This window comes from Burkholderia sp. ZZQ-2 (assembly GCF_050768715.1).
Lineage (GTDB): Bacteria > Pseudomonadota > Gammaproteobacteria > Burkholderiales > Burkholderiaceae > Burkholderia > Burkholderia cepacia.
This window is the reverse complement of the sequence record NZ_LDVA01000167.1, coordinates 1-20,019: the sequence shown is the minus strand read 5'-3', so window position 1 is coordinate 20,019 and position 20,019 is coordinate 1. Positions and strand designations below refer to the sequence as shown.

Annotated in this window: 20 protein-coding genes; 7 read left to right on the top strand and 13 right to left on the bottom strand. The window is 67.3% G+C overall.

The annotated features are described in order from the left end of the window. Nucleotides 1-94: 94 nt before the first annotated feature. Nucleotides 95-1,918: a tetratricopeptide repeat protein gene (locus tag ABY44_RS10135; RefSeq protein ID WP_027789099.1), complete on the bottom strand. Its 1,824-nt coding sequence runs from the start codon at nucleotides 1,916-1,918 to the stop codon at nucleotides 95-97. Between the two features lie 86 nt (nucleotides 1,919-2,004). Here ABY44_RS10135 and mutM point away from each other — a divergent pair, with 86 nt between their 5' ends. Together mutM and mutY are read left to right on the top strand one after the other, a co-directional pair. Further along, complete coding sequence (gene mutM, locus ABY44_RS10130) at nucleotides 2,005-2,832, top strand: bifunctional DNA-formamidopyrimidine glycosylase/DNA-(apurinic or apyrimidinic site) lyase (protein WP_059688686.1); 828 nt, start codon at nucleotides 2,005-2,007, stop codon at nucleotides 2,830-2,832. A 38-nt stretch (nucleotides 2,833-2,870) separates the two neighbouring features. Continuing rightward, nucleotides 2,871-3,977, top strand: coding sequence for an A/G-specific adenine glycosylase (mutY, locus tag ABY44_RS10125; RefSeq protein ID WP_027789101.1), 1,107 nt, complete (start codon nucleotides 2,871-2,873; stop codon nucleotides 3,975-3,977). A 105-nt stretch (nucleotides 3,978-4,082) separates the two neighbouring features. Here mutY and ABY44_RS10120 read toward each other — a convergent pair whose 3' ends face one another. The 11 genes from ABY44_RS10120 to kdsD form a co-directional block, all read right to left on the bottom strand. Next, entirely contained in the window at nucleotides 4,083-4,718 is a 636-nt protein-coding gene (locus tag ABY44_RS10120; RefSeq protein ID WP_027789102.1) for an LON peptidase substrate-binding domain-containing protein, read from the bottom strand. A gap of 27 nt (nucleotides 4,719-4,745) precedes the next feature. After that, nucleotides 4,746-5,654: an RNase adapter RapZ gene (rapZ, locus tag ABY44_RS10115; protein ID WP_021162602.1), complete on the bottom strand. Its 909-nt coding sequence runs from the start codon at nucleotides 5,652-5,654 to the stop codon at nucleotides 4,746-4,748. A gap of 75 nt (nucleotides 5,655-5,729) precedes the next feature. Then, complete coding sequence (gene hprK, locus ABY44_RS10110; protein ID WP_011353227.1) at nucleotides 5,730-6,698, bottom strand: HPr(Ser) kinase/phosphatase; 969 nt, start codon at nucleotides 6,696-6,698, stop codon at nucleotides 5,730-5,732. Between the two features lie 131 nt (nucleotides 6,699-6,829). Next, nucleotides 6,830-7,369, bottom strand: coding sequence for a PTS sugar transporter subunit IIA (locus ABY44_RS10105; RefSeq protein ID WP_034195946.1), 540 nt, complete (start codon nucleotides 7,367-7,369; stop codon nucleotides 6,830-6,832). A gap of 168 nt (nucleotides 7,370-7,537) precedes the next feature. Continuing rightward, on the bottom strand, nucleotides 7,538-7,897 hold the full coding sequence (gene hpf, locus ABY44_RS10100; RefSeq protein ID WP_006477786.1) for a ribosome hibernation-promoting factor, HPF/YfiA family: 360 nt from the start codon (nucleotides 7,895-7,897) through the stop codon (nucleotides 7,538-7,540). Nucleotides 7,898-8,055: 158 nt separating this feature from the next. After that, on the bottom strand, nucleotides 8,056-9,561 hold the full coding sequence (locus tag ABY44_RS10095; protein WP_042977154.1) for an RNA polymerase factor sigma-54: 1,506 nt from the start codon (nucleotides 9,559-9,561) through the stop codon (nucleotides 8,056-8,058). A 171-nt stretch (nucleotides 9,562-9,732) separates the two neighbouring features. Next, nucleotides 9,733-10,509 carry an LPS export ABC transporter ATP-binding protein gene (gene lptB / locus ABY44_RS10090; protein ID WP_021162599.1) on the bottom strand — a complete coding sequence of 259 codons (777 nt, stop codon included), beginning with the start codon at nucleotides 10,507-10,509 and terminating at the stop codon, nucleotides 9,733-9,735. Next, complete coding sequence (gene lptA, locus ABY44_RS10085; RefSeq protein ID WP_021162598.1) at nucleotides 10,506-11,171, bottom strand: lipopolysaccharide transport periplasmic protein LptA; 666 nt, start codon at nucleotides 11,169-11,171, stop codon at nucleotides 10,506-10,508. The genes lptB and lptA overlap by 4 nt, the downstream gene beginning before the upstream one ends. A 20-nt stretch (nucleotides 11,172-11,191) precedes the next feature. Beyond that, on the bottom strand, nucleotides 11,192-11,806 hold the full coding sequence (gene lptC / locus ABY44_RS10080) for an LPS export ABC transporter periplasmic protein LptC (protein WP_027789105.1): 615 nt from the start codon (nucleotides 11,804-11,806) through the stop codon (nucleotides 11,192-11,194). A gap of 3 nt (nucleotides 11,807-11,809) precedes the next feature. Next, a complete protein-coding gene (locus ABY44_RS10075) occupies nucleotides 11,810-12,346 on the bottom strand; it encodes a KdsC family phosphatase (protein WP_021162596.1) in 537 nt (178 codons plus the stop codon). Continuing rightward, nucleotides 12,346-13,329: an arabinose 5-phosphate isomerase KdsD gene (kdsD, locus tag ABY44_RS10070; protein WP_027789106.1), complete on the bottom strand. Its 984-nt coding sequence runs from the start codon at nucleotides 13,327-13,329 to the stop codon at nucleotides 12,346-12,348. The genes ABY44_RS10075 and kdsD overlap by 1 nt, the downstream gene beginning before the upstream one ends. Before the next feature lie 126 nt (nucleotides 13,330-13,455). Here kdsD and ABY44_RS10065 point away from each other — a divergent pair, with 126 nt between their 5' ends. The 5 genes from ABY44_RS10065 (at nucleotide 13,456) to purU (ending at nucleotide 18,597) form a co-directional block, all read left to right on the top strand. After that, nucleotides 13,456-15,462, top strand: coding sequence for a monovalent cation:proton antiporter family protein (locus ABY44_RS10065; protein ID WP_027789107.1), 2,007 nt, complete (start codon nucleotides 13,456-13,458; stop codon nucleotides 15,460-15,462). An 82-nt stretch (nucleotides 15,463-15,544) separates the two neighbouring features. Continuing rightward, entirely contained in the window at nucleotides 15,545-16,111 is a 567-nt protein-coding gene (locus tag ABY44_RS10060) for an adenine phosphoribosyltransferase (protein WP_011353218.1), read from the top strand. A gap of 41 nt (nucleotides 16,112-16,152) precedes the next feature. Then, nucleotides 16,153-16,767, top strand: a complete 615-nt coding sequence (locus tag ABY44_RS10055; RefSeq protein WP_021162592.1) for a LysE family translocator — start codon at nucleotides 16,153-16,155, stop codon at nucleotides 16,765-16,767. 5 nt (nucleotides 16,768-16,772) lie between these two features. Continuing rightward, nucleotides 16,773-17,639 carry an NUDIX hydrolase gene (locus ABY44_RS10050; RefSeq protein WP_060171873.1) on the top strand — a complete coding sequence of 289 codons (867 nt, stop codon included), beginning with the start codon at nucleotides 16,773-16,775 and terminating at the stop codon, nucleotides 17,637-17,639. Between the two features lie 73 nt (nucleotides 17,640-17,712). Continuing rightward, nucleotides 17,713-18,597: a formyltetrahydrofolate deformylase gene (gene purU, locus ABY44_RS10045; protein WP_021162590.1), complete on the top strand. Its 885-nt coding sequence runs from the start codon at nucleotides 17,713-17,715 to the stop codon at nucleotides 18,595-18,597. An 85-nt stretch (nucleotides 18,598-18,682) separates the two neighbouring features. Here purU and ABY44_RS10040 read toward each other — a convergent pair whose 3' ends face one another. Beyond that, on the bottom strand, nucleotides 18,683-19,768 hold the full coding sequence (locus ABY44_RS10040) for an AI-2E family transporter (protein ID WP_027789110.1): 1,086 nt from the start codon (nucleotides 19,766-19,768) through the stop codon (nucleotides 18,683-18,685). Nucleotides 19,769-20,019: the final 251 nt, after the last annotated feature.

The following is a 20,019-nucleotide window of genomic DNA, read 5'->3' as shown; positions in this document are numbered from 1 at the left end:
GTGCTCGCGCAGCCGGCGAGCGCAAGCGCCGCGCCGGCTGCGGCCAGCGTGCGCTGCGCGCGGGAGGACAGGGAAAACGTCGGGAACATCTGCATCAGAGGCCGTTGATCTGGAGGCGTTTCAGTGTCTGCACGAGCGTGTCGTTGTCCGGCTCGAGCTTCTGCGCGTCACGCCACGCGGAACGCGCGTCGTCCTGCGCGCCGCTCTTCCACAGCACTTCGCCGAGATGCGCGCCGATTTCGGCGTTCGGCTGCAGTTCGTACGCGCGCCGCAGCACCTTCGCCGCGCCGGCCGTATCGCCCATCCGGTACTTCACCCAGCCGAGACTGTCCATGATGTAGGCGTCGTTCGGCGCGAGCGTCATCGCCTTGTCGATCAGCTTGCTGGCTTCGGGCAGTCGCTGGTTGCGGTCGGCGAGCGAATAGCCGAGCGCGTTGTACGCCTGCGGATTGTCGGGCTGCGTGCGGATCAGCTCGCGCAGCTGCTTTTCCATCGTCGTGTAATGGCCGGTTTTTTCGGCCGCCATCGCGTAGTCGTAGCGCAGGTCGGGATCGTCCGGGAAGTCCTGGACCGCCTGCCCGAGCCGGGCCTCGGCTTCCGGGTAGCGCTTCGCGGTGAACAGGATCGACGCGTCGGTGCGAGCGACCACGGCGGCATCGCGCGGATCCGTGATCGGCAGGTCGTCGAGCACCTTGCGCGCCTCGTCGGTCTTGCCCTGTTTCTGCAGCAGTTGCGCGCGCGTGATCTGCGCGGGGAGATAGTGCTGGCTCGTCTGGTCGACCTTGTCGAGCCATTGCGACGCCAGCGCGTCGTTGTTCTGGTCGATCGCGATCTGCGCGAGGTAGATGTAGCCCTGGCCGACGTCGAGGTTCGGCTGCTTGTCGCCGAGCTGTACGTACTGCTTCAGGTAGGCGGTGGCTTCGTCGAGCTTCTTCTGCTGGATCTTGATCAGCGCGAGCGCCATCAGCGGCGTCGGATCCTTCGAGTCGAGCTTGCGCATCGTCTCGAACTGCTTCTGCGCGTCGTCGAGGCGATCGTCGGCGAGATAGAGCTGCGACAGCGCGAGCCGCGCATCGCGCGACTTCGGATTCTGCTGAACATACTTCTCGAACGACGCGATGCCCGCCGCGCGTTCCGCAGGCCCCATCTGCGACAGCATCAGGGCCGCCGGCAGGTAGTCGGGGCGGATCTGCAGCGCCTGCTTCAGCGACTGCGCGGCGCCGTCCTTGTCGTCGACCGCAAGCTGCTGGCGCGCGATCGCGAGCTGAGCCTCGGGCCGGTTCAGGTCGTTCTTCAGCATGTCCTTCAGCACCGCGAGGCCGCCGACGCGGTCGGGGCCGCGCACGAGCAGCGCCTGCAGCGCGAGGATCGCCGGGCCGCGCGTCTCGCCGGTCGCCCGGGCCAGCTCGCGCGCGAGCATCGGCTGCGCGTCGGCCGGCTTGCCGGCGAGCACCAGCAGCGCGGCGTCGACTTGCGACGCCCGGTTCGATTCCGGTGCGTACTGGCGCCACAGGTTCGCGGCGGACAGCGCGTCGGCCGGGCTCTGCGCACCGAGCGCGATCTCGGTCGCGCGCTGGGCCATGCGCGGATCGCGCGTGTCGCGGGCAAGCGCGAGGTAGGTCTGGTAGGCCGGTGCGGGCTGGTTGCGCTGGAGCGCGACCTCGGCGGCGAGCACCTGGTAGACGATCTGGCTCGTCAGCGGAACGCCGGGGAGATTCTTCTGCTCGTCCGGCATCACGTGCTCGAACGCGCCCTGCGGTTCCGCGTCGTCCGATGCCGGATCCTGCGCGTGAGCCGGGAAGGCGGTGAGGGTCCAGGCGGCGAACAGCGCGGCGCCGAGCGCACGGCGGACCGGGAAGGCACGCGCGCCGCGCACGGCGGCGGGGCGCTTCAGAAGCAGCTTCGAGGGCAGGGTCATGGAAATCCGTTCGATGTTTCAACCGATTGTAACGCGCTCGCTACAATACACGCACGATCGTGAATCCAGCCTCAGACCCGTAAAACATGCCAGAGTTGCCAGAAGTCGAAGTCACGCGCCGGGGCATCGAGCCCTTTGTCGCAGGCCGCCGCGTCGAGCGAGTCGACGTCCGTACCGAGATGTTGCGCTGGCCCGTGCCGGCAGGGCTCGCCGAGCAGTTGCGCGCGCGCGAGGTGCTCGCCGTCGAGCGTCGCGGCAAGTACCTGCTGTTCGAGGTCGACGCAGGCTGGTTCATCGTCCATCTCGGCATGACGGGCACGCTGCGCGTGCTGCCCGCCGACGGCGTGCCGGTCGCCGCCAAGCATGACCACATCGACTGGATCTTCGACGAATTCGTGCTGCGGTTCCGCGATCCGCGCCGCTTCGGCGCGGTGCTGTGGCACCCGCGCGAAGCAGGCGACGTGCATGCACATCCGCTGCTCGCGAGCCTCGGCGTCGAGCCGTTCTCGCCGGCGTTTACCGGCGCGCTGCTGCACGCGCGCACGCGCGGCCGCACCGTTTCGGTCAAGCAGGCGCTGCTCGCGGGCGACATGGTCGTCGGCGTCGGCAACATCTATGCGTCGGAGAGCCTGTTTCGCGCGGGCATCCGGCCGACGACGGCCGCCGGCAAGGTCTCGCTGCCGCGCTACGAGCGGCTGGCCGACGCGGTGCGCGCGACACTCGCCGACGCGATCGAGCGTGGCGGCAGCACGTTGCGCGATTTTGTCGGCAGCAACGGCGAAAGCGGCTATTTCCAGCTCGACTGCTTCGTCTACGACCGTGCCGGCCAACCCTGCCGCGTATGCGGCACACCGATTCGCCAGATCGTGCAGGGCCAACGGTCGACTTATTTTTGCCCGACCTGCCAGCGTTGAAACCTCGGCGTTGAAACCTTTTTCCCCGATCAGATAACTTGAAGCCGCCCCGCATCGCCCCCGCTCCATTCCCCGTCACGCCGCTGCATCGCACGTTCGCCACGCGCCTGGTCGCATGGCAGCGCGAGCATGGCCGCCACGACCTGCCGTGGCAGAACACGCGAGATCCGTACCGGATCTGGCTGTCGGAAATCATGCTGCAGCAGACGCAGGTATCGACCGTCATCCCGTATTACACGCGCTTTCTCGAACGCTACCCGGACGTCGCCGCGCTCGCGGCCGCGCCGACCGACGACGTGATGGCGCTGTGGGCGGGGCTCGGTTACTACTCGCGCGCGCGCAATCTGCACCGCTGCGCGCAGGCCGTCGTCGCCGAGCACGGCGGCGCGTTTCCGGCGACGCCCGACGCGTTGGCCGAACTGCCGGGCATCGGCCGTTCGACGGCCGCGGCGATCGCGTCGTTCGCGTACGGCGCGCGCGCGACGATCCTCGACGGCAACGTGAAGCGCGTGCTTGCGCGGGTTTTCGGCGTCGAGGGCTTTCCGGGCGAGAAGCGTGTCGAGAACGACATGTGGGCGCTCGCCGAATCGCTGTTGCCCGACGCCGCGAATGCGGCCGACGTGAGCGCGTACACGCAGGGGCTGATGGATCTCGGTGCGACGCTGTGCGTGCGCGGCAAGCCCGATTGCGCGCGTTGCCCGTTCGCGGGCGATTGCGTTGCGCAATCGACGGGCCGCCAGCGCGAGCTGCCGGCCGCGCGGCCGAAGAAGGCGGTGCCGACACGCAAGACCTGGATGCTCGTGCTGCGCGACGGTGATGCCGTGCTGCTCGAGCGCCGGCCGCCGACCGGCATCTGGGGCGGGCTGTGGAGCCTGCCGCAAGCGGACGGCGACGCCGCGCTCGCGGAACTCGCGCGCGGCTTCGGCGGCGGCGGCACGGTGCCGCTCGCGCCGCTCACGCACACGTTTACGCATTTCCGGCTCGAGATCGAGCCTCGGCTGAGCGACATGGCCGACGGTGGCGGCCTGCCTTCGGGGGCGCGGGATGCGGATACCGCGTGGGTCCCGCTGAGCAGGCTCGACGCGTACGGCGTGCCGGCGCCCGTGCGCAAGCTGCTCGATGCGCTGAGCGGGCCGTTGTTGTAACGAACGGGAAGGGCGCGGCGCGGGCCGCGTTCGGGAACGCCGGGATACCGCTTGCGGGAAAGATCTTCCGGCGGGTGCGACGCGCGACGGAATCGGCCGCGGTAGTTACAGCCAGCCGTGCCGGTCGAGTACGTGGTGCACGGCATCGATGCGCGCGCCGACGTCCGGAAACTCCATCAGCTTCTGCCGCGCGCGCAGGTCGAGCGGCAGCAGTTCCGCGAGGCGGTTCGACACCCAGCTCGGATCGTCGAGGCGGAACGGTTCGCCGAACGGCATTTTCTCCGGATCGGACTTCTTCAGCGCGTTGATGATGCGCTCGAGCACCTCGGCGCACGAGCCGAATTGAGCGAGCGCCTGCTCGCCTTCGAGCGGGATGTCGTCGGGCAGCGGTTCAGCGATGCCGACCAGCAGCCCGTTGCCTTCGACGCGATACGACAGCAGCTCGAAACGCTGCGTGCCGACGGCCTGCAGATAAAGCATGCCGAATTCGCCGGTATCGCACTCGGTGATGCGCGCCATGCAGCCGATGGTCTCGGGCACCGACACGGCGCCGTCCTGTGCGACTTCGGGCCCGCTCTTCAGCAGGCACACGCCGAACGGCGCGTTGTCGCGCAGGCACGCGCGGGACATGTCGAGATAGCGCGCCTCGAACACCTTGAGCGGGAGCAGCCCCCCCGGAAACAGCACCGTGTGCAGCGGAAACAGCGGCAGGTCGATCAGGGTGGTCGATAGGGAGGACATGGCGCGCGGGCGTTGGGGCGTGCGTCGCTAGGGTCGGTCGACCTCGGAGACGAGCCGCGACGACGCGTCGACATCCACTGGCGCGTCACGATGCCGCACGATCACGTTCGCCTCGCGCGCAAGGCGCGCGGCAAGCGTTTCCGCGATGAACACCGAACGATGCTGCCCGCCCGTGCAGCCGATGGCGACGGTCAGGTAGCTGCGGTTGTCATCGCGGAAGTGCGGCAGCCATTTCATCAGGAACGCATGGATGTCGTCGATCATCTGGTGGACGATCGGCAGTGCGTCGAGAAAGGCGATGACCGGTTGGTCGAGCCCGGTGAGCGGGCGCAACTCGTGGTCGTAGTACGGGTTCGGCAGCGCGCGCACGTCGAACATCAGGTCGGCGTCGAGCGGCACGCCGCGCTTGAAACCGAATGATTCGAACATCACCATCAGGTCGTTGTTCTTCTGCTCGATGAAGCGCTTGACCCACGTACGCAGCGCGTTCGCGCGCAGCGTGCTCGTGTCGATCTGGTGGCCGAATTCGGCGAGCGGCGCGACGAGGTGGCGTTCGCGTTCGATCGCTTCCTCGAGCGACGACAGCAGGCCGACGTCCGCATCATGCGACAGCGAGCCGGACAGCGGATGACGGCGGCGCGTTTCGGAGAAGCGCTGGATCAGCGACTGGGTGCTCGCGTTGAGGAACAGCACGCGCACGTCGTGCTCGCGCGACAGCTCGCGAATCAGGCCGGGCATTTCGTCGAGCGATGCGCTCGAGCGCGCGTCGATCGCGACCGCGAGCCGGTGCTGGCCATCCTCCGCGAGGTAGCGGGCAAGTTCGGGGAGCACGTGCGGCGGCAGGTTGTCGACGCAGTAATAGCCTGCGTCTTCGAGCGCGTTCAGCGCGACGGACTTGCCTGAGCCGGAGATGCCGGTGATGAGGACGATGCGCATGGGAAGCAGAGAATCCTGACGTTTCATCATAGCACCGGCTCGACGCGTCGGCGTTGCGTGGCCGGCGCGTGCGGGTTACACCAGTTTGCCGGGGAATTGACTGTCGGGATCTTGCATCGCGAGTCGTTGCCGATCCATGAAATCGCGCAACGTGTCGATTCCGCGCAACTGCAGGATCGTGTTCCGGACGGCCGCCTCGACGAGCACCGCGAGGTTGCGGCCGGCTGCAACCTGGATCGTGACCTTGCTGATCGGCAAGCCGAGCACGTCGACGGTCTGGCTTTCGAGCGGCAGGCGCTGGAATTCGCCGTCGGGGCGCCGCACGAGCTGGACGATCAGCTTCAGCTTCATTTTCCGCCGCACGGCGGTTTCACCGAAGATCGTCTTGATGTCGAGCAGGCCGAGGCCGCGCACTTCGAGCAGGTTCTGCAGCAGCGGCGGGCAGCGCCCTTCGACGAAATCGGGGCCAAGTCGGACGAAATCGACCGCGTCGTCGGCGACGAGGCCGTGGCCGCGGCTGATCAGCTCGAGGCCGAGTTCGCTCTTGCCGAGGCCCGAATCGCCGGTCAGCAGCACGCCCATCCCGAGGATGTCGATGAACACGCCGTGCAGCGTCGCACGCGGCGCGAGGATCCGCGACATGTAGAGTCGCAGGCTGTCGATCACCGCGGCGGCCGACATCGGCGTCGTGAACAGCGGGGTCGACGAGCGCGTACAGCGCAGCACGAGTTCGGGCGGGGCGGCGGCGCCGCCCGCGACGACGAGGAACGGCGGTTCGAGGGCGATCAGCTCGGCCATGTGGCGCGAACGGTCTTCGTCGGTCTGCCGCTGGTAGTAGTCGATTTCGGCTTCGCCGAGCACCTGGATCCGGTTCGGGTGGATCAGGTTCAGGTGGCCGACGAGGTCGGCGCTCGAGGTTGCATTGCCGACGGTGTCGGCCGAAAAGCCGCGTTCCCAGCCTTCATGCCCCGTCAGCCAGCTCAGTTTCAGCGTGGCCGCGTTGTCGTCGAAGATGCTCTGGGCGTTGATGCTGGACGTATCCATGACTGCTCCGTCACTCCAATGGGCCGGTGCATGCGCGCGGCGACGGACGTCGCCATGCCGGGCCGGCGCCGGGCGGCCCTGGACGGCGGCGTGCGCCGCCTCGTACGGGAAAATAATCCGCCCGGATCAACTCAAGGTTGCCACTGAGTGAGCAGGCGATGCAACTCGGCGATGTCCGTTTCGTTGTGCAGACGCTCGCGCGCGTCGCGATCGGACAGCAGTTGCGCGATTTCCGACAGGATCTCGAGGTGTTGCTGGGTGGCTTGCTCGGGCACGAGCAGGAAGATCAGGAGGCCGACCGGCTGGCCGTCGGGGGCTTCGAACGGGATCGCATCGGCGAGCCGGACGAACGCGGCGAGCGGGTGCTTGAGACCCTTGATGCGCCCGTGCGGAATCGCGACGCCTTCGCCGAGCCCGGTCGAGCCGAGGCGCTCGCGCGCGAACAGGTTGTCCGTGACGGTGCTGCGGGCGATGCCGTTCTGATTCTCGAACATCAGCCCGGCTTGTTCGAACACGCGTTTCTTGCTGGTGACTGAGAGGTCGATGACGACGTTCTCTATGGGCAGGATTTTGGCTAGGCGATTCATGTTGGCAGGCGATTGGGCGGCCTGGGGTCTCCTTGCGGCGGCAGACTGATCATCCATGTTCGGCGATATCAAGGCGTTCTGCATCGGCAATCTGCAAGGCAGCTACCGCATCCAGCGCCCCCCGGCGATAACCGGAACATTATAGAGCACAGCTGCGTGCGTGGCGCAGCGTGGACGGACCGGTTGCACCACCGCGAGGAGTCGCAAAAAAAACGCCCGGCGAGCCGGGCGACGTGTGTGTTGCGGTGAAGGTTACTGCGGCGGCAGTTCGATCTGGTCGATCGACGGTTGAAGCTTGATCGGGTCGTGCGCGTGCGTTTGCAGGCGCTCCATGTGCTTGACGACCTGACGGTCCAGCTTGTCGATCAGCAGGTCGATCGCCGCATACAGGTTACCGTTCGCGCTTTCGACGAAGATGTCCTTGCCCTTCAGGTGCAGATTGATTTCCGCGCGCTGCTGCTTGTCCTTTTCCTTGTGATTGTCGACCGAGAGGATCACAGTGCCATCGATCACCTGATCGCTATGCCGTAGCACCCGGTCCAGCTTGGTGATCACGTATTCGCGAATTGCAGGCGTGACTTCGAGATGATGTCCACTGATCTTCAGGTTCATAGTGCTTCTCCAAGCGAGTGACCACCCGGCCGCATCGAGGCGGCGCTCCGGTCGACTTGCCCGTGCCGCACGAGGCGGCGTATCGCGGACAGGTCGCCCGGCCTGTTCCCCGTGTGCGCGGTGGCCGGAACACGCCTGCCGCCGGGCAGGCAGCAGGCTTAAAGAGACTTGCGCAGATTCACTGCCGGGATCTTGAGGGCTTCGCGATACTTCGCAACCGTGCGGCGCGCGACCACGAACCCCTGTTCTGCCAGCAGCTCGGCAATGCGGCTGTCCGAAAGTGGCGATTTTGGGTCTTCAGCTCCTATCAGTTGCTTGATGAGGGCTCGGATGGCGGTCGACGACGCGGCGCCACCGGTGTCGGTCGAGACGTGAGATCCGAAGAAGTACTTAAATTCAAGCGTCCCGAACGGGGTCAGCATGTACTTCCCGGTTGTCACACGGCTGACAGTCGACTCGTGTAGGCCCAGCGTATCAGCTATTTCCCGCAAAACCAAGGGGCGCATGGCAATTTCACCGTGCGCAAAGAAGTTCTTTTGACGCTCGACAATCGCCTGCGCGACACGCAGGATCGTGTCGAATCGCTGCTGGATGTTCTTGATCAGCCAGCGTGCTTCCTGGAGCTGCTGCTTGAGCGAACCGGCCGACGGATCGCCGCGGCTGTTGCGCAGGATGTTCGCGTAGAGGTTGTTGATCCGCAGGCGCGGCACGACCTCCGGATTGAGCTCCGCGAGCCATCCCTGGCCGGCCTTCTTCACAATGATGTCGGGCACGACGTAGTCGGCCTCGGCCTTGCCGTATGCGGCGCCGGGGAACGGCTCCAGCGAGCGGATCAGCGTGTGCGCGTCGCGCAGCGCGTCGTCGCTCGCCTTCAGGTGCTTGCGCAGCCGCGTGAAGTCGCGGGCGGCGAGCAGTTCGAGATGCTGCGACACGATCTCGAGTGCGAGCGTGCGTGTCGGGGACGGATCGAGGCGCAGCAACTGCAGCTTCAGGCATTCGGATGCCGAGCGGGCGCCGACCCCGGCCGGGTCGAAGCTGTGCAGCAGCGCGAGCGCCGCGTTCAGTTCGTCGCAGTCGATTTCCAGCTCGGGCGGCAGGTCGGCGAGCACTTCGTCGAGCGTGGCGGTCAGGTAGCCGTCGTCGTCGAGCGATTCGATCAGGAACATCACGAGCGCGCGATCGCGCGGGCTGGCCTGCGTGACGCGCAACTGCGCGGACAGGTGGTCGCGCAGCGACGTCGCCGCTTCCTGCACCTGCAGCGGCGGGAGGTCGTCGTCGTCGGATGCGCCGCTCGCGCGGCCGAATTCGTCGAGATTCCACTGCGGGCCGTCGTTGCCGTCGCCGGACGCGTAACCGTCGTATTCGTCCGCGCCCGCCGGTTCGTCGCGCTCGGCGCGCTCGCTCGACGAACTGCTGCTGTTTGTCGCAGCGGGCTCGGTGTTCTGGGCGGGAGGCGTCTGCGCGATCAACGATCCGTCCGCTGCGACACGCAGCGGGCTCGCTATCCATTCGTCGTCGTTCTCGAGCAGCGGGTTCTGCGCGACGGCCATCGCGACTTCCTGCTGCAATTCGAGCGTCGACAACTGCAGGAGCCGGATCGACTGCTGTAGCTGGGGCGTCAGCGCCAGATGTTGCGACAGGCGGAGTTGAAGGCTGGCTTTCATGGCAAGGAGGGAGTCATACCGGCAGTTTGCCACGACCCAGGCGCGTTGAGCCATCCGCGATTACGCGCGGCGCGCCGCCCGGCCGCGGGCACGGCCGCGGGCGTGGTTGCAAAGCAGGACGCGGCCCCGCGCGGCGATGCCGGGCGGGGTGCAGCCAGCCACGAAGGGGAGTTACATCCGGAAGTGTTCGCCGAGGTACACGCGGCGCACGCTTTCGTTTTCGATGATTTCGCTCGGCGCACCGGCGGCGAGCACCGAACCGTCGCTGATGATGTATGCGTGGTCGCAGATGCCGAGCGTTTCGCGGACGTTGTGATCGGTAATCAGCACGCCGATGTTGCGCTGCTTCAGGAACTTGACGATCTTCTGGATCTCGAGCACCGCGATCGGGTCGACGCCGGCGAACGGTTCGTCGAGCAGGATGAAGTTCGGGTTGGTCGCGAGCGCGCGCGCGATTTCGACCCGGCGCCGCTCGCCGCCCGACAGCGACAGCGCGGGGTTCTCGCGCAGGTGGCCGATCTGCAGCTCGTCGAGCAGCGCTTCGGTGCGCGACGCGATCGCGTCCTTCGACAGCCGCTTGCCGTCTTCGCCGTGCTGCAACTCGAGCACCGCGCGGATGTTTTCCTCGACGGTCAGCTTGCGGAACACCGACGCTTCCTGCGGCAGGTACGACAGGCCGAGCGATGCGCGCTTGTGGATCGGCAGCAGGCTGATCGAGCTGCCGTTCAGCGAGATCTCGCCCGCGTCGAGCGGCACGAGGCCGACGATCATGTAGAACGACGTGGTCTTGCCGGCACCGTTCGGGCCGAGCAGGCCGACGACTTCGCCGCTCTTCACGTCGAGCGACACGTCCTTGACGACCGTGCGCGAGCCGTAGCGCTTCTTCAGGTTGCGGACCACGAGCGAGCTCGTGGTGCCGGCCGGCTGGCGGTTCGGTAGTGCGTTCATTGGCCCGGCGCCCCCTGGATCGTGGTCGACGGCGACAGCTTCGCCGGCGCGCCGTTCAGCGGCGCGGGGCCGCCGTTCTTCGGCGACAGCATCGCGCGCACGCGGCCGTTCGGGTTGCCCGGCGCGGCGACGTCCTTGCCGCCCTTCGCGGTGTAGAAATCGCGCTGGCCGTCGTACGTGATCACGCTGCCGTGCACGGTATCGGCGACGGTCGACGTGCCCTGCAGGCGGCGCACGGTCGCGGCGGTGGTCAGCGTGGTCAGATCCTGCTTGCCGTCGTAGTCGATGCGCTCGGCGTCGCCGTCGATGTACTCGTCGAGGCCTTCGCGCTTCTGGCGGAACGTCGCGTGCTTCTTGCCGCTGCCGAACGAGGTGGCGTACTGATAGCCCTCCGGGTCCTGGCGCACTTCGACGCGATCGCCCTTGATGATGATCGTGCCCTTCGTGATCACGACGTTGCCGGTCGCGACCGTGACCTGCTTCAGGTCGTCATAGGTCAGGTTGTCGGCCTCGACGTTGATCGGCTTGTTCTGGTCGGCCTTCTCGGCATGGGCGAGCGGCGCCAGCCCGGCCAGCGGGAGCGCCACGAGCGCCGCGGCAAGCGCGGCGCGGACGGCGCGCGCAGCGCCGCCGGAATTCTGTCGAGGGAACGGTTCGTTCATGCAGTCACGTGAGGGATGCGTCACTTGGGTTGACCTTTCGAGCCGCCGGACGTGTCCGCCGCGGCGATCGTGCCGCGCACGTTGCCGTAAAGCTCGATGACCCGGGTGACGTTGTTGTACTTCATGCCGTCGGTCGCGTTGACGAGCGACAGGCCGCGCTGAAGTTTAACCGGCTTTTCGGTCTGGATCACATCGTCATTGACGAAGATCCGGAAATGCTGGGAATCGGCCTGCATCTGCGGATCGCCGCCGCCGGCCGCGCGCAGGATGCGCGCGTCGTCGTACAAGTCGACGATCGACACGTCGCCGTTGACGATGCCGCGCTTCGCGGTGGTCGTCACGACCGGCTTGCCGGGCTGGAACGCGCGCATGGCCGGATCGGTCAGGTCGCTGTTTTCGGTGTCTTCGTAGTGGATCAGCTTCGCGGCCGTCAGCCGGTACTGGGTCGTGCCGGACTGGTCGAGCTCGGTGACCGAGAAGTTGTCCGCGAAATAGTCGGGCGTATGGCGCTTCGGCTGCGCGGTGCCCTCGCCGGGCGGCGGCAGCGTGGCCTGCAGCAGCCACCAGGTGATGCCCGCGAGTGCGGCGACCGCGACGAGCGGCAGCAGCTGGGTCCAGCGGAAATGCGTGTTCATCCGTCAGGCTCCGCAGGCGGCCGCGAGCAGCGCGTCGTAGCGGCGCTGCGCGCGCAGGATCGCGTCGCAGACTTCGCGTACGGCGCCGTGGCCGCCGCGGGCCTCGGCCACCCAGTGCGCGCGGGCGATCACCTCGGGGTGCGCATTCGCGGGGGCAGTCGCGAAGCCGCAGCGCAGCATCACGGGCAGGTCGGGCCAGTCGTCGCCCATGTAGCCGCATTGGTCGGCGGCGAGGCCGAGCGATGCGATGAGATCGGCGAACACGGCAAGCTTGTTCTCGACGCCCTGGAACAGGTGCGCGATCTTCATTTCCTTCGCGCGTGCCGCGACGATTTCCGAGCGGCGGCCCGTGATGATCGCGGTTGCGATGCCGGCTTCGCCGAGCAGCTTCACGCCGTGGCCGTCGAGGGAATTGAACGACTTCATCGTGTCGCCGGCCGCCGTAAACAGCAGGCCGCCGTCGGTCAGCACGCCGTCGACGTCGAAAATCATCAGCTTCACGCGGCTCGCGCGTTCGGCCGCAGTCAGCGCTGCGCTCATCAGATCACCTTCTTCGAAAACAGGTCGTGCATGTTCAGCGCGCCGATCAGCACGCCGTCGGCATCGACCACCAGCATCTGGTTGATCCGGTGGCGCTCCATCAGTTCCACGGCCTCGACCGCCAGGTGATCCGGTGCGATCGTGCGCGGGTCGCGCGTCATCACGTCGGTGATCGACAACGTGCGGAAGTCGCCGTCGCGCGCGAGCACGCGGCGCAGGTCGCCGTCGGTGAAGATGCCGGCGACCTTGCCGTCGGCGTCGACCACGGCGGTCATGCCGAGGCGCTTCGCGGTGATCTGGAACAGCGCGTCCGACAGCGTCGCGTCGAGCCCGACGGACGGGACGTCGTCACCCGAGCGCATCACGTCGCGCACGTAGGTGAGCAGGCGCCGGCCGAGCGCGCCGCCCGGGTGCGAGCGCGCGAAATCTTCCGAACCGAAGCCGCGCGCGTCGAGCACCGCAACGGCGAGCGCGTCGCCGAGCGCGAGCGCGGCGGTCGTGCTCGCGGTGGGCGCGAGGTTCAGCGGGCAGGCCTCTTTCGAGACCGCGGCGTTCAGGTTCACGTCGGCGAGCGTGCCGAGGCTCGATCCCGCGCGGCCCGTGATCGCGATCAGTTTCGCGCCGATCCGCTTCACGAGCGGCAGGATCGCGACGAGTTCTTCCGATTCGCCGGAATAGGAGATGCCGATGAAGACGTCGTCGGAGGTGACCATCCCGAGGTCGCCGTGGCTGGCCTCGGCGGGGTGGACGAAGAAGGCCGGCGTGCCGGTGCTGGCCAGCGTGGCCGCGATCTTGCGGGCGATATGCCCCGATTTGCCGATCCCGGACACCACCACGCGGCCGCGGCAGCCGAGCAGCAGCGCGACGGCCTGGACGAAGCCGCCGTCGAGCTGGTCGCGCAGCGCGCGCACGGCGTCCGCCTCGATGTCGAGCACGTCGCGGGCGAGCGCGAGCGCCCGATCATCATTGATTTTCGCTATCATGCGCGGAGTATAGCAAAGGCGTTTGTTCGCCGCGCCGGGCCTTCGGACTCGTCCGATGTCGCCTGTCCACCGCCACCCTGCCGCGCCCGCTTTCCCGTGGCCCCGACGAACGAGGACGCTTTGCCCGTGATTTCCCCGCTCGAAATGACGCTCCTGCTGCTGCTGGCATCGGTGGTGGGCGTCGTCGTATTCCGCTCGCTGAACCTGCCGCCGATGCTCGGCTACCTGACCGTCGGCATCCTGGTCGGCCCGCACGCCTTCGGCATCGCGGCCGACCTCGAGCGCGCGGAGCATCTCGCGGAATTCGGCGTGGTGTTCCTGATGTTTTCGATCGGCCTCGAGTTCTCGCTGGCGAAGCTGAGGGCGATGCAGCGGCTCGTGTTCGGGCTCGGACTGCTGCAGGTCGTCGCGACACTCGTGCTCGCGCTCGTGCTCGGCATGCTGTTCGAGCACTGGGTACACATCACGTGGCAGGGCAGCATCGCGCTCGGCGGCGCGCTCGCGATGTCGTCGACGGCGATCGTGTCGAAAATGCTCGCCGAGCGGCTCGAGATCGAGACCGAACACGGCCGCAACATCTTCGGCGTGCTGCTGTTCCAGGATCTCGCGGTGGTGCCGCTGCTGATCGTGATCGCCGCGTTCGGCGCCGAATCGTCGAAGGACCTCGCGCTCACGCTCGGCTTCGCGGCCGTCAAGATCGTGATCGCGCTCACGCTGCTGCTGGTCATCGGCCAGCGTTTCATGACGCGCTGGCTCAACGTCGTCGCGCGGCGCCGCTCGCAGGAGCTGTTCGTGCTGAACCTGCTGCTCGTCACGCTCGGCGCCGCGTTCATCACCGACCGCTTCGGCCTGTCGCTCGCGCTCGGCGCGTTCATCGCGGGGATGCTCATTTCCGAGACGCCGTTCCGCCATCAGGTGGAAGAGGACATCAAGCCGTTCCGCGACGTGCTGCTCGGCCTGTTCTTCGTGACGACGGGGATGCTGCTCGATCCGCGCGTGATCTGGGAGCACCCGTTCCTCGTGCTCGGTTTCTTCGTCGGGCAGATCCTGTTCAAGGGGACGATGATCGCCGGGCTCGCACGGCTGTTCGGCGCGACGCCGGGTGTCGCGATGCGCACCGGCATCGGGCTCGCGCAGGCCGGGGAATTCGGCTTCGTGCTGCTGAACCTGATCCTCGACCGGCATCTCGTCGATTCGACGCTGCTGCAGGCGATCCTCGCGTCGATGCTGCTGTCGATGCTCGCCGCGCCGTTCCTGATCCAGAACGCCGACCGGATCGTGATGCGGCTTTCGTCTACGGAATGGATGCAGCAGTCGCTGCAGATGACGCGGATCGCGACGCAAAGCCTCAAGCAGCGCGGCCACGTGATCATCTGCGGCTATGGCCGCGCGGGCCAGAACCTGGCGCGGATGCTCGAACAGGAAGGCATTTCGTACGTCGCGCTCGACCTCGACCCCGATCGCGTGAGCGCGGCCGCGACGGCCGGCGAATCGGTCGTGTTCGGCGACGCAGCGCGCCGCGAGTCGCTGCTCGCGGCCGGTATCCATCGCGCGGCGGCGGTGGCGATTACCTATGCGAACACGCCGTCCGCGCTGCGCGTGCTTCACCACGTACACGAACTCGAGCCGACGCTGCCCGCGATCGTGCGCACCGTCGACGATGCCGATCTCGAGAAGCTGCTCGCGGCCGGCGCGACCGAGGTGATTCCGGAGATCGTCGAGGGCAGCCTGATGCTCGCGTCGCACACGCTGGTGCTGGTGGGCGTGCCGATGCGCAAGGTCGTGCGGCGCGTCGAGGAAATGCGCGACGAGCGCTACAGCCTGCTGCGCGGCTATTTCCGCGGCGCGGACGATGCGGACGACGACGACCACGAGCAGGTGCGGCTACAATCGGTGCCGGTCGATGCGCGCGCGGACGCGGTCGGGCGTTCGCTGGAAGAACTCGGGCTGTATGTACTCGGGCTCGAAGTCACGGCGATCCGCCGGCACGGCATCCGCGGCGTCGAACCCGATCCGCAGACCAAGCTGCGCGCGAGCGACATCGTCGTGCTGCGCGGGCTGCCCGAGGCACTCGCGCTCGCGGAGGAGCGGCTGTCGCGCCATCGGCGCGATCCGCCGGCCGCGGCAGCCTGAGCCGCGCATGGATTGATAACCTGACCCGTATTTATTCGAAACGGTGCCCGATCTTCGCGCACCGTTTTTTTCGGAGAGTTTCATGCCGCATTCGTCGTCGGGCGCACCGCTCGATCCGGTCGCCTTCATCCACAGCCAGATCCGCACGGTGCCCGACTGGCCGCAGCCGGGCGTGATGTTCCGCGACATTACGACGCTGCTGCAGAGCCCGAAGGCGTTGCGCATCCTCGTCGACCTGTTCGTCGAGCGTTATGTCGATGCGAAGCTCGACTACGTCGCGGGCCTCGACGCGCGCGGCTTCATCATCGCGCCGATCGTCGCGTACGAGCTGAGCGTCGGCTTCGTGCCGATCCGCAAGGTCGGCAAGCTGCCGTACAAGACGCGCTCGGAATCGTACGACCTCGAATACGGCAGCGCGACGGTCGAGATCCATGAAGACGCGTGCCGCCCCGGCGACCGCGTGATCATCATGGACGACCTGATCGCGACCGGCGGCACGATGATGGCGGGGCGCAACCTGCTGCAGCGGCTCGGCGCGGAGGTCGTCGAAGGCGCGGCGATCATCGACCTGCCCGATCTCGGCGGCTCGGCGCTGCTGCGCAACGCGGGATTGCCGGTTTATACCGTCACCGAATTCGCCGGCCACTGAGCGCCGGCACGCCTGATTCCACGTCACACAGCGAGGTCTCGATGCCCAACTTCATGCTGTTTCTCGCCACGTCGATCGCGATTACGTTCGCGCCGGGTCCCGACAACCTGCAGGTGCTCGCACGCGGCATCTCGCAGGGCCGCGCGGCCGGTTTCGTCGCCGCGCTCGGCTTCACCGCCGGGATCCTGTTCCACACGACGCTCGCGGCGCTCGGCGTCGCGGCCGTGCTGCGTTCGTCGCCGGTCGCGTTCGAGATCCTGAAGCTCGCGGGCGCCGCGTACCTCGTGTGGATCGGCATCAAGGCGCTGCGCAGCCAGGGCCTCGCGAACGCGCACGAGCGCCCGCCGCAGCCGCTCGGCACGATCTTCCGGCAGAGCGTGATCGGCAACCTGATGAACCCGAAGGTCACGCTGTTCTTCGTCGTGTTCCTGCCGCAGTTCGTCGATCCGCACGGCGGGCAGGGCGTGACGCTGCAGATGTTCGAACTCGGCGCGCTGTTCATGCTGCAGACGGCCGTGGTTTTCTCGCTGTTCGGCGTCGGCGCGGGCATGATCGGCGCGTGGCTGAAGCGCCGCCCGAAGGCTGGCGTCTGGCTCGACCGGATCGCCGGCGCGACGTTCATCGCGATCGGCATCCGCGTGGCGCTGAAGGACTGACGACGATGACGTTTCCGTGCATTGCGGCCGCGCGCCGTTTCGATCCGGCCGCGCACCTGCGTTTCGAGATGGCCGGCCAGGCGGTCGGCTGGGTGCGCCGCCAGGATGTCGCGATGCTCGCCCGCTGGCCCGACGTGTTCGAGCTGACCGACGAGCGCGTCGTGCTGTCGTCGCGCTACGACTCGGTCGACGCACGCAGCATGGCGCTGGCGAGCGCCATCGGCGCGCTCGCGGCCGATGGCGCGATTCCCGGCTGGCGCGACGAGATCTACGCGATCCGCAACCGCTTCGACGATCCGCCGCTCGCGTACATCGAGCGCGCCGCGTCGCGCTTTTTCGGCACGCAGACTTACGCGGTGCATCTGAACGGCATCGTAGAATATGCGGTTGCGCCGGGCGAGCCGCCCGCCGCGGCCGCCCCGCAGATGTGGCTCGGCCGCCGCAGCGAGACCAAGGCAACCGACCCCGGCATGCTCGACAACGTCGTCGCGGGCGGGATCGGCTGGGGCCTGGGCGTTCACGAGACGCTCGCGAAGGAATGCTGGGAAGAAGCCGGCATTCCCGCCGAACTGGCCGCGCGCGCGATCGCGGGCCGCGCGGTGCAGGTGCTGTGCTCGCTGCCGGAAGGCACGCAGTCCGAACTGATCTTCGTGTACGACCTGCCGCTGCCGCGCGACTTCGCGCCGCGCAACCAGGACGGCGAAGTGGCCGAGCACCTGCTGGCCGGCGTGCCCGAGGTGATCGGCTGGCTGCGCGCCGGCCGCGCGACGATGGATGCGAGCCTCGCGACGCTCGACACGCTGCTGCGCCACCGCTGGATCCCGGCGGCCGACGCGGCGGGCATCGACGCCCTGTTCGCACCGGCCGCGTGACGCGTGCCGCGCACGCAGTCCGGCGGCGCGAACGGGCAATTTGACGAATACGGAAACGAAGGGAGTAGCGGTCATGCCGACCGATCACAGCTTTATCTTGAAACTGTCGTGCCCCGACCGGCACGGCATCGTCCATGCGGTCTCGGGCTTCCTGTTCGAGCGCAGCAACAACATCCTCGATTCGGCGCAGTTCGGCGACAGCCGCACCAGCGAATTCTTCATGCGCGTGCACTTCGAGCAGGACGGCGGCGGCGCGGATGCCGCGACGGCGCTCGACACGCTTCGCAAGGAATTCGCGCCGCTCGCCGAGCAGTTCTCGATGCGCTGGGAACTGCATGACGCGGCCGTGAAGCCGCGCGTCGTGATCATGGTGTCGAAGATCGGCCACTGCCTGAACGACCTGCTGTTCCGCTATCGCACCGGCCAGCTGCCGATCGAGATCCCGGCGATCGTGTCGAACCACAAGGAGTTCTACCAGCTCGCCGCGAGCTACAACATCCCGTTCCATCACTTTCCGCTGATCGGCGGCTCGTCCGATGCCGCGAAGGCCGCGCAGGAAGCGCGCGTGCTGGAAGTGATCGACGAGCACCAGGCCGATCTCGTCGTGCTCGCGCGCTACATGCAGATCCTGTCGCCGAACATGTGCGAACAGCTCGCCGGGCGCGCGATCAACATCCACCATTCGTTCCTGCCGAGCTTCAAGGGGGCGAAGCCTTATTACCAGGCGTTCGATCGCGGCGTGAAGCTGATCGGCGCGACCGCGCACTACGTGACGACCGATCTCGACGAAGGCCCGATCATCGAGCAGGAAGTCGAGCGGGTCGACCACAGCATGACGCCCGACCAGCTGACCGCGATCGGTCGCGACGTCGAGTGCGTGACGCTCGCGCGCGCGGTGAAGTGGCACGTCGAGCACCGGATCGTGCTGAACGGGACGAAGACGGTCGTGTTCCGCTGATTCGCCGGCGCAGGCCCGGACAAGCAAAAACGCCGCACCCTTTACAGGGTGCGGCGTTTTTTGTTGCCTGAGCGCGCAGGCTGCTTCAGATCAGCCGCAGCAGGTACAACTCGCGCTTCAGGTACGCGTAGAAGATCGGCGCGGCGATCACGCCGGGCAGCCCGAACGCGGCTTCCATGATCAGCATCGCGAGCAGCAGCTCCCACGCGCGCGACTCGATCTGGCCGCCGATGATCTTCGCGTTCAGGAAGTATTCGAGCTTGTGGATGACCACGAGGAATGCAAGCGACGCGATCGCGGTGCCCATGCTGACCGACAGCGACACGGCGACGATCAGCGTGTTCGAGATCAGGTTGCCGATCACGGGCAGCAGGCCGACGATGAACGTGACGAGCACGAGCGTTTTCGACAGCGGCAGCCGCTGGTGGAAGATCGGCAGCGCGACGAGCAGGTAGATGCCGGTGAACACCGCGTTGATCGCCGAGATCTTGATCTGCGCGAACACGATGCGGCGGAATGCGTCGGCGAAGCGCGACACGCGCGTGACGAGCGCGGTGGACAGCGGCCGGCGCACCTTGCCGTGCTCGACGCCGATCGCGATCATCGCGCCGATGATCATCCCGAACAGCACGTGGCCGAACCCGCGCGCGACGCTCTTGCCGCTTTGCTGAAGCTGGTCCATGTGCGAGTGCATCAGCACGGCGGCCTTCGTCTTCATCTGCTCGACGTCGACGGGCAGCAGGTTCGCGATCCAGGCCGGCGTGCGCGCGCGGGTCTGCTCGACGATCTGCATCAGCTGGTCGAGCAGGCTTTGCAGGTTCGGCACCGTGCGTTCGAAGTGCTCGATGATGCCGATCGTCAGGCCCGTCAGCGCGCCGACGATCGCGATGGCCAGCAGCACGACGGCGACCCAGCGCGCGCGCATGCTCGTGGTGTGACGTTCGATCACGGGGGCGATCGTGTGGATCAGCTGGTAGACGAGCAGGCCGGCCAGCAGCCCGCCGAGCAACTTGAGCTCGATCACGAGCCACATCGCGAGGATCGCAACCGCATAGCTGCCGATCTCGAGTGCCGACAGCTTCGGCAGGCTGAAGTCGCTCGTCAGCCGCACGCTGCGCAGGTGCGGTTCGCGATTCTGCGTATCGCGAGACGAGTCTGGTTGCTTCTCCATCGTGGATTCCTGTCGTTCGTGTGTCATGCCGCGGAATGCGCGGCAGAGCCGTGTTCGCCCGGCGCCGCACCGGATTGGTGCGTACGGTGAACCTTACGACCGTAAAGTATAGCCGCCATTATGGGCCGCAACGGGGCCGTTTGGCGCATGGTGTAAACGCAGAAGGGAAAACGAGAGGAGGCCGGTTGCGCGGTGCGCGCAGGCGCGCGCGGCCGGGCGGCCGCGCGCGGGAGGGACAGGGCGGCGCGAAG

What these genes read in the sequence shown, in the direction of transcription:
- ABY44_RS10135 (WP_027789099.1), bottom strand. Translation starts at nt 1,918, where the DNA reads ATGACCCTGCCCTCGAAGCTGCTTCTGAAGCGCCCCGCCGCCGTGCGC.
- mutM (WP_059688686.1), top strand. Translation starts at nt 2,005, where the DNA reads ATGCCAGAGTTGCCAGAAGTCGAAGTCACGCGCCGGGGCATCGAGCCC.
- ABY44_RS10120 (WP_027789102.1), bottom strand. Translation starts at nt 4,718, where the DNA reads ATGTCCTCCCTATCGACCACCCTGATCGACCTGCCGCTGTTTCCGCTG.
- rapZ (WP_021162602.1), bottom strand. Translation starts at nt 5,654, where the DNA reads ATGCGCATCGTCCTCATCACCGGCATCTCCGGCTCAGGCAAGTCCGTC.
- hprK (WP_011353227.1), bottom strand. Translation starts at nt 6,698, where the DNA reads ATGGATACGTCCAGCATCAACGCCCAGAGCATCTTCGACGACAACGCG.
- ABY44_RS10105 (WP_034195946.1), bottom strand. Translation starts at nt 7,369, where the DNA reads ATGCAGAACGCCTTGATATCGCCGAACATGGATGATCAGTCTGCCGCC.
- hpf (WP_006477786.1), bottom strand. Translation starts at nt 7,897, where the DNA reads ATGAACCTGAAGATCAGTGGACATCATCTCGAAGTCACGCCTGCAATT.
- ABY44_RS10095 (WP_042977154.1), bottom strand. Translation starts at nt 9,561, where the DNA reads ATGAAAGCCAGCCTTCAACTCCGCCTGTCGCAACATCTGGCGCTGACG.
- lptB (WP_021162599.1), bottom strand. Translation starts at nt 10,509, where the DNA reads ATGAACGCACTACCGAACCGCCAGCCGGCCGGCACCACGAGCTCGCTC.
- lptA (WP_021162598.1), bottom strand. Translation starts at nt 11,171, where the DNA reads ATGAACGAACCGTTCCCTCGACAGAATTCCGGCGGCGCTGCGCGCGCC.
- lptC (WP_027789105.1), bottom strand. Translation starts at nt 11,806, where the DNA reads ATGAACACGCATTTCCGCTGGACCCAGCTGCTGCCGCTCGTCGCGGTC.
- ABY44_RS10075 (WP_021162596.1), bottom strand. Translation starts at nt 12,346, where the DNA reads ATGAGCGCAGCGCTGACTGCGGCCGAACGCGCGAGCCGCGTGAAGCTG.
- kdsD (WP_027789106.1), bottom strand. Translation starts at nt 13,329, where the DNA reads ATGATAGCGAAAATCAATGATGATCGGGCGCTCGCGCTCGCCCGCGAC.
- ABY44_RS10060 (WP_011353218.1), top strand. Translation starts at nt 15,545, where the DNA reads ATGCCGCATTCGTCGTCGGGCGCACCGCTCGATCCGGTCGCCTTCATC.
- ABY44_RS10055 (WP_021162592.1), top strand. Translation starts at nt 16,153, where the DNA reads ATGCCCAACTTCATGCTGTTTCTCGCCACGTCGATCGCGATTACGTTC.
- ABY44_RS10050 (WP_060171873.1), top strand. Translation starts at nt 16,773, where the DNA reads ATGACGTTTCCGTGCATTGCGGCCGCGCGCCGTTTCGATCCGGCCGCG.
- purU (WP_021162590.1), top strand. Translation starts at nt 17,713, where the DNA reads ATGCCGACCGATCACAGCTTTATCTTGAAACTGTCGTGCCCCGACCGG.
- ABY44_RS10040 (WP_027789110.1), bottom strand. Translation starts at nt 19,768, where the DNA reads ATGGAGAAGCAACCAGACTCGTCTCGCGATACGCAGAATCGCGAACCG.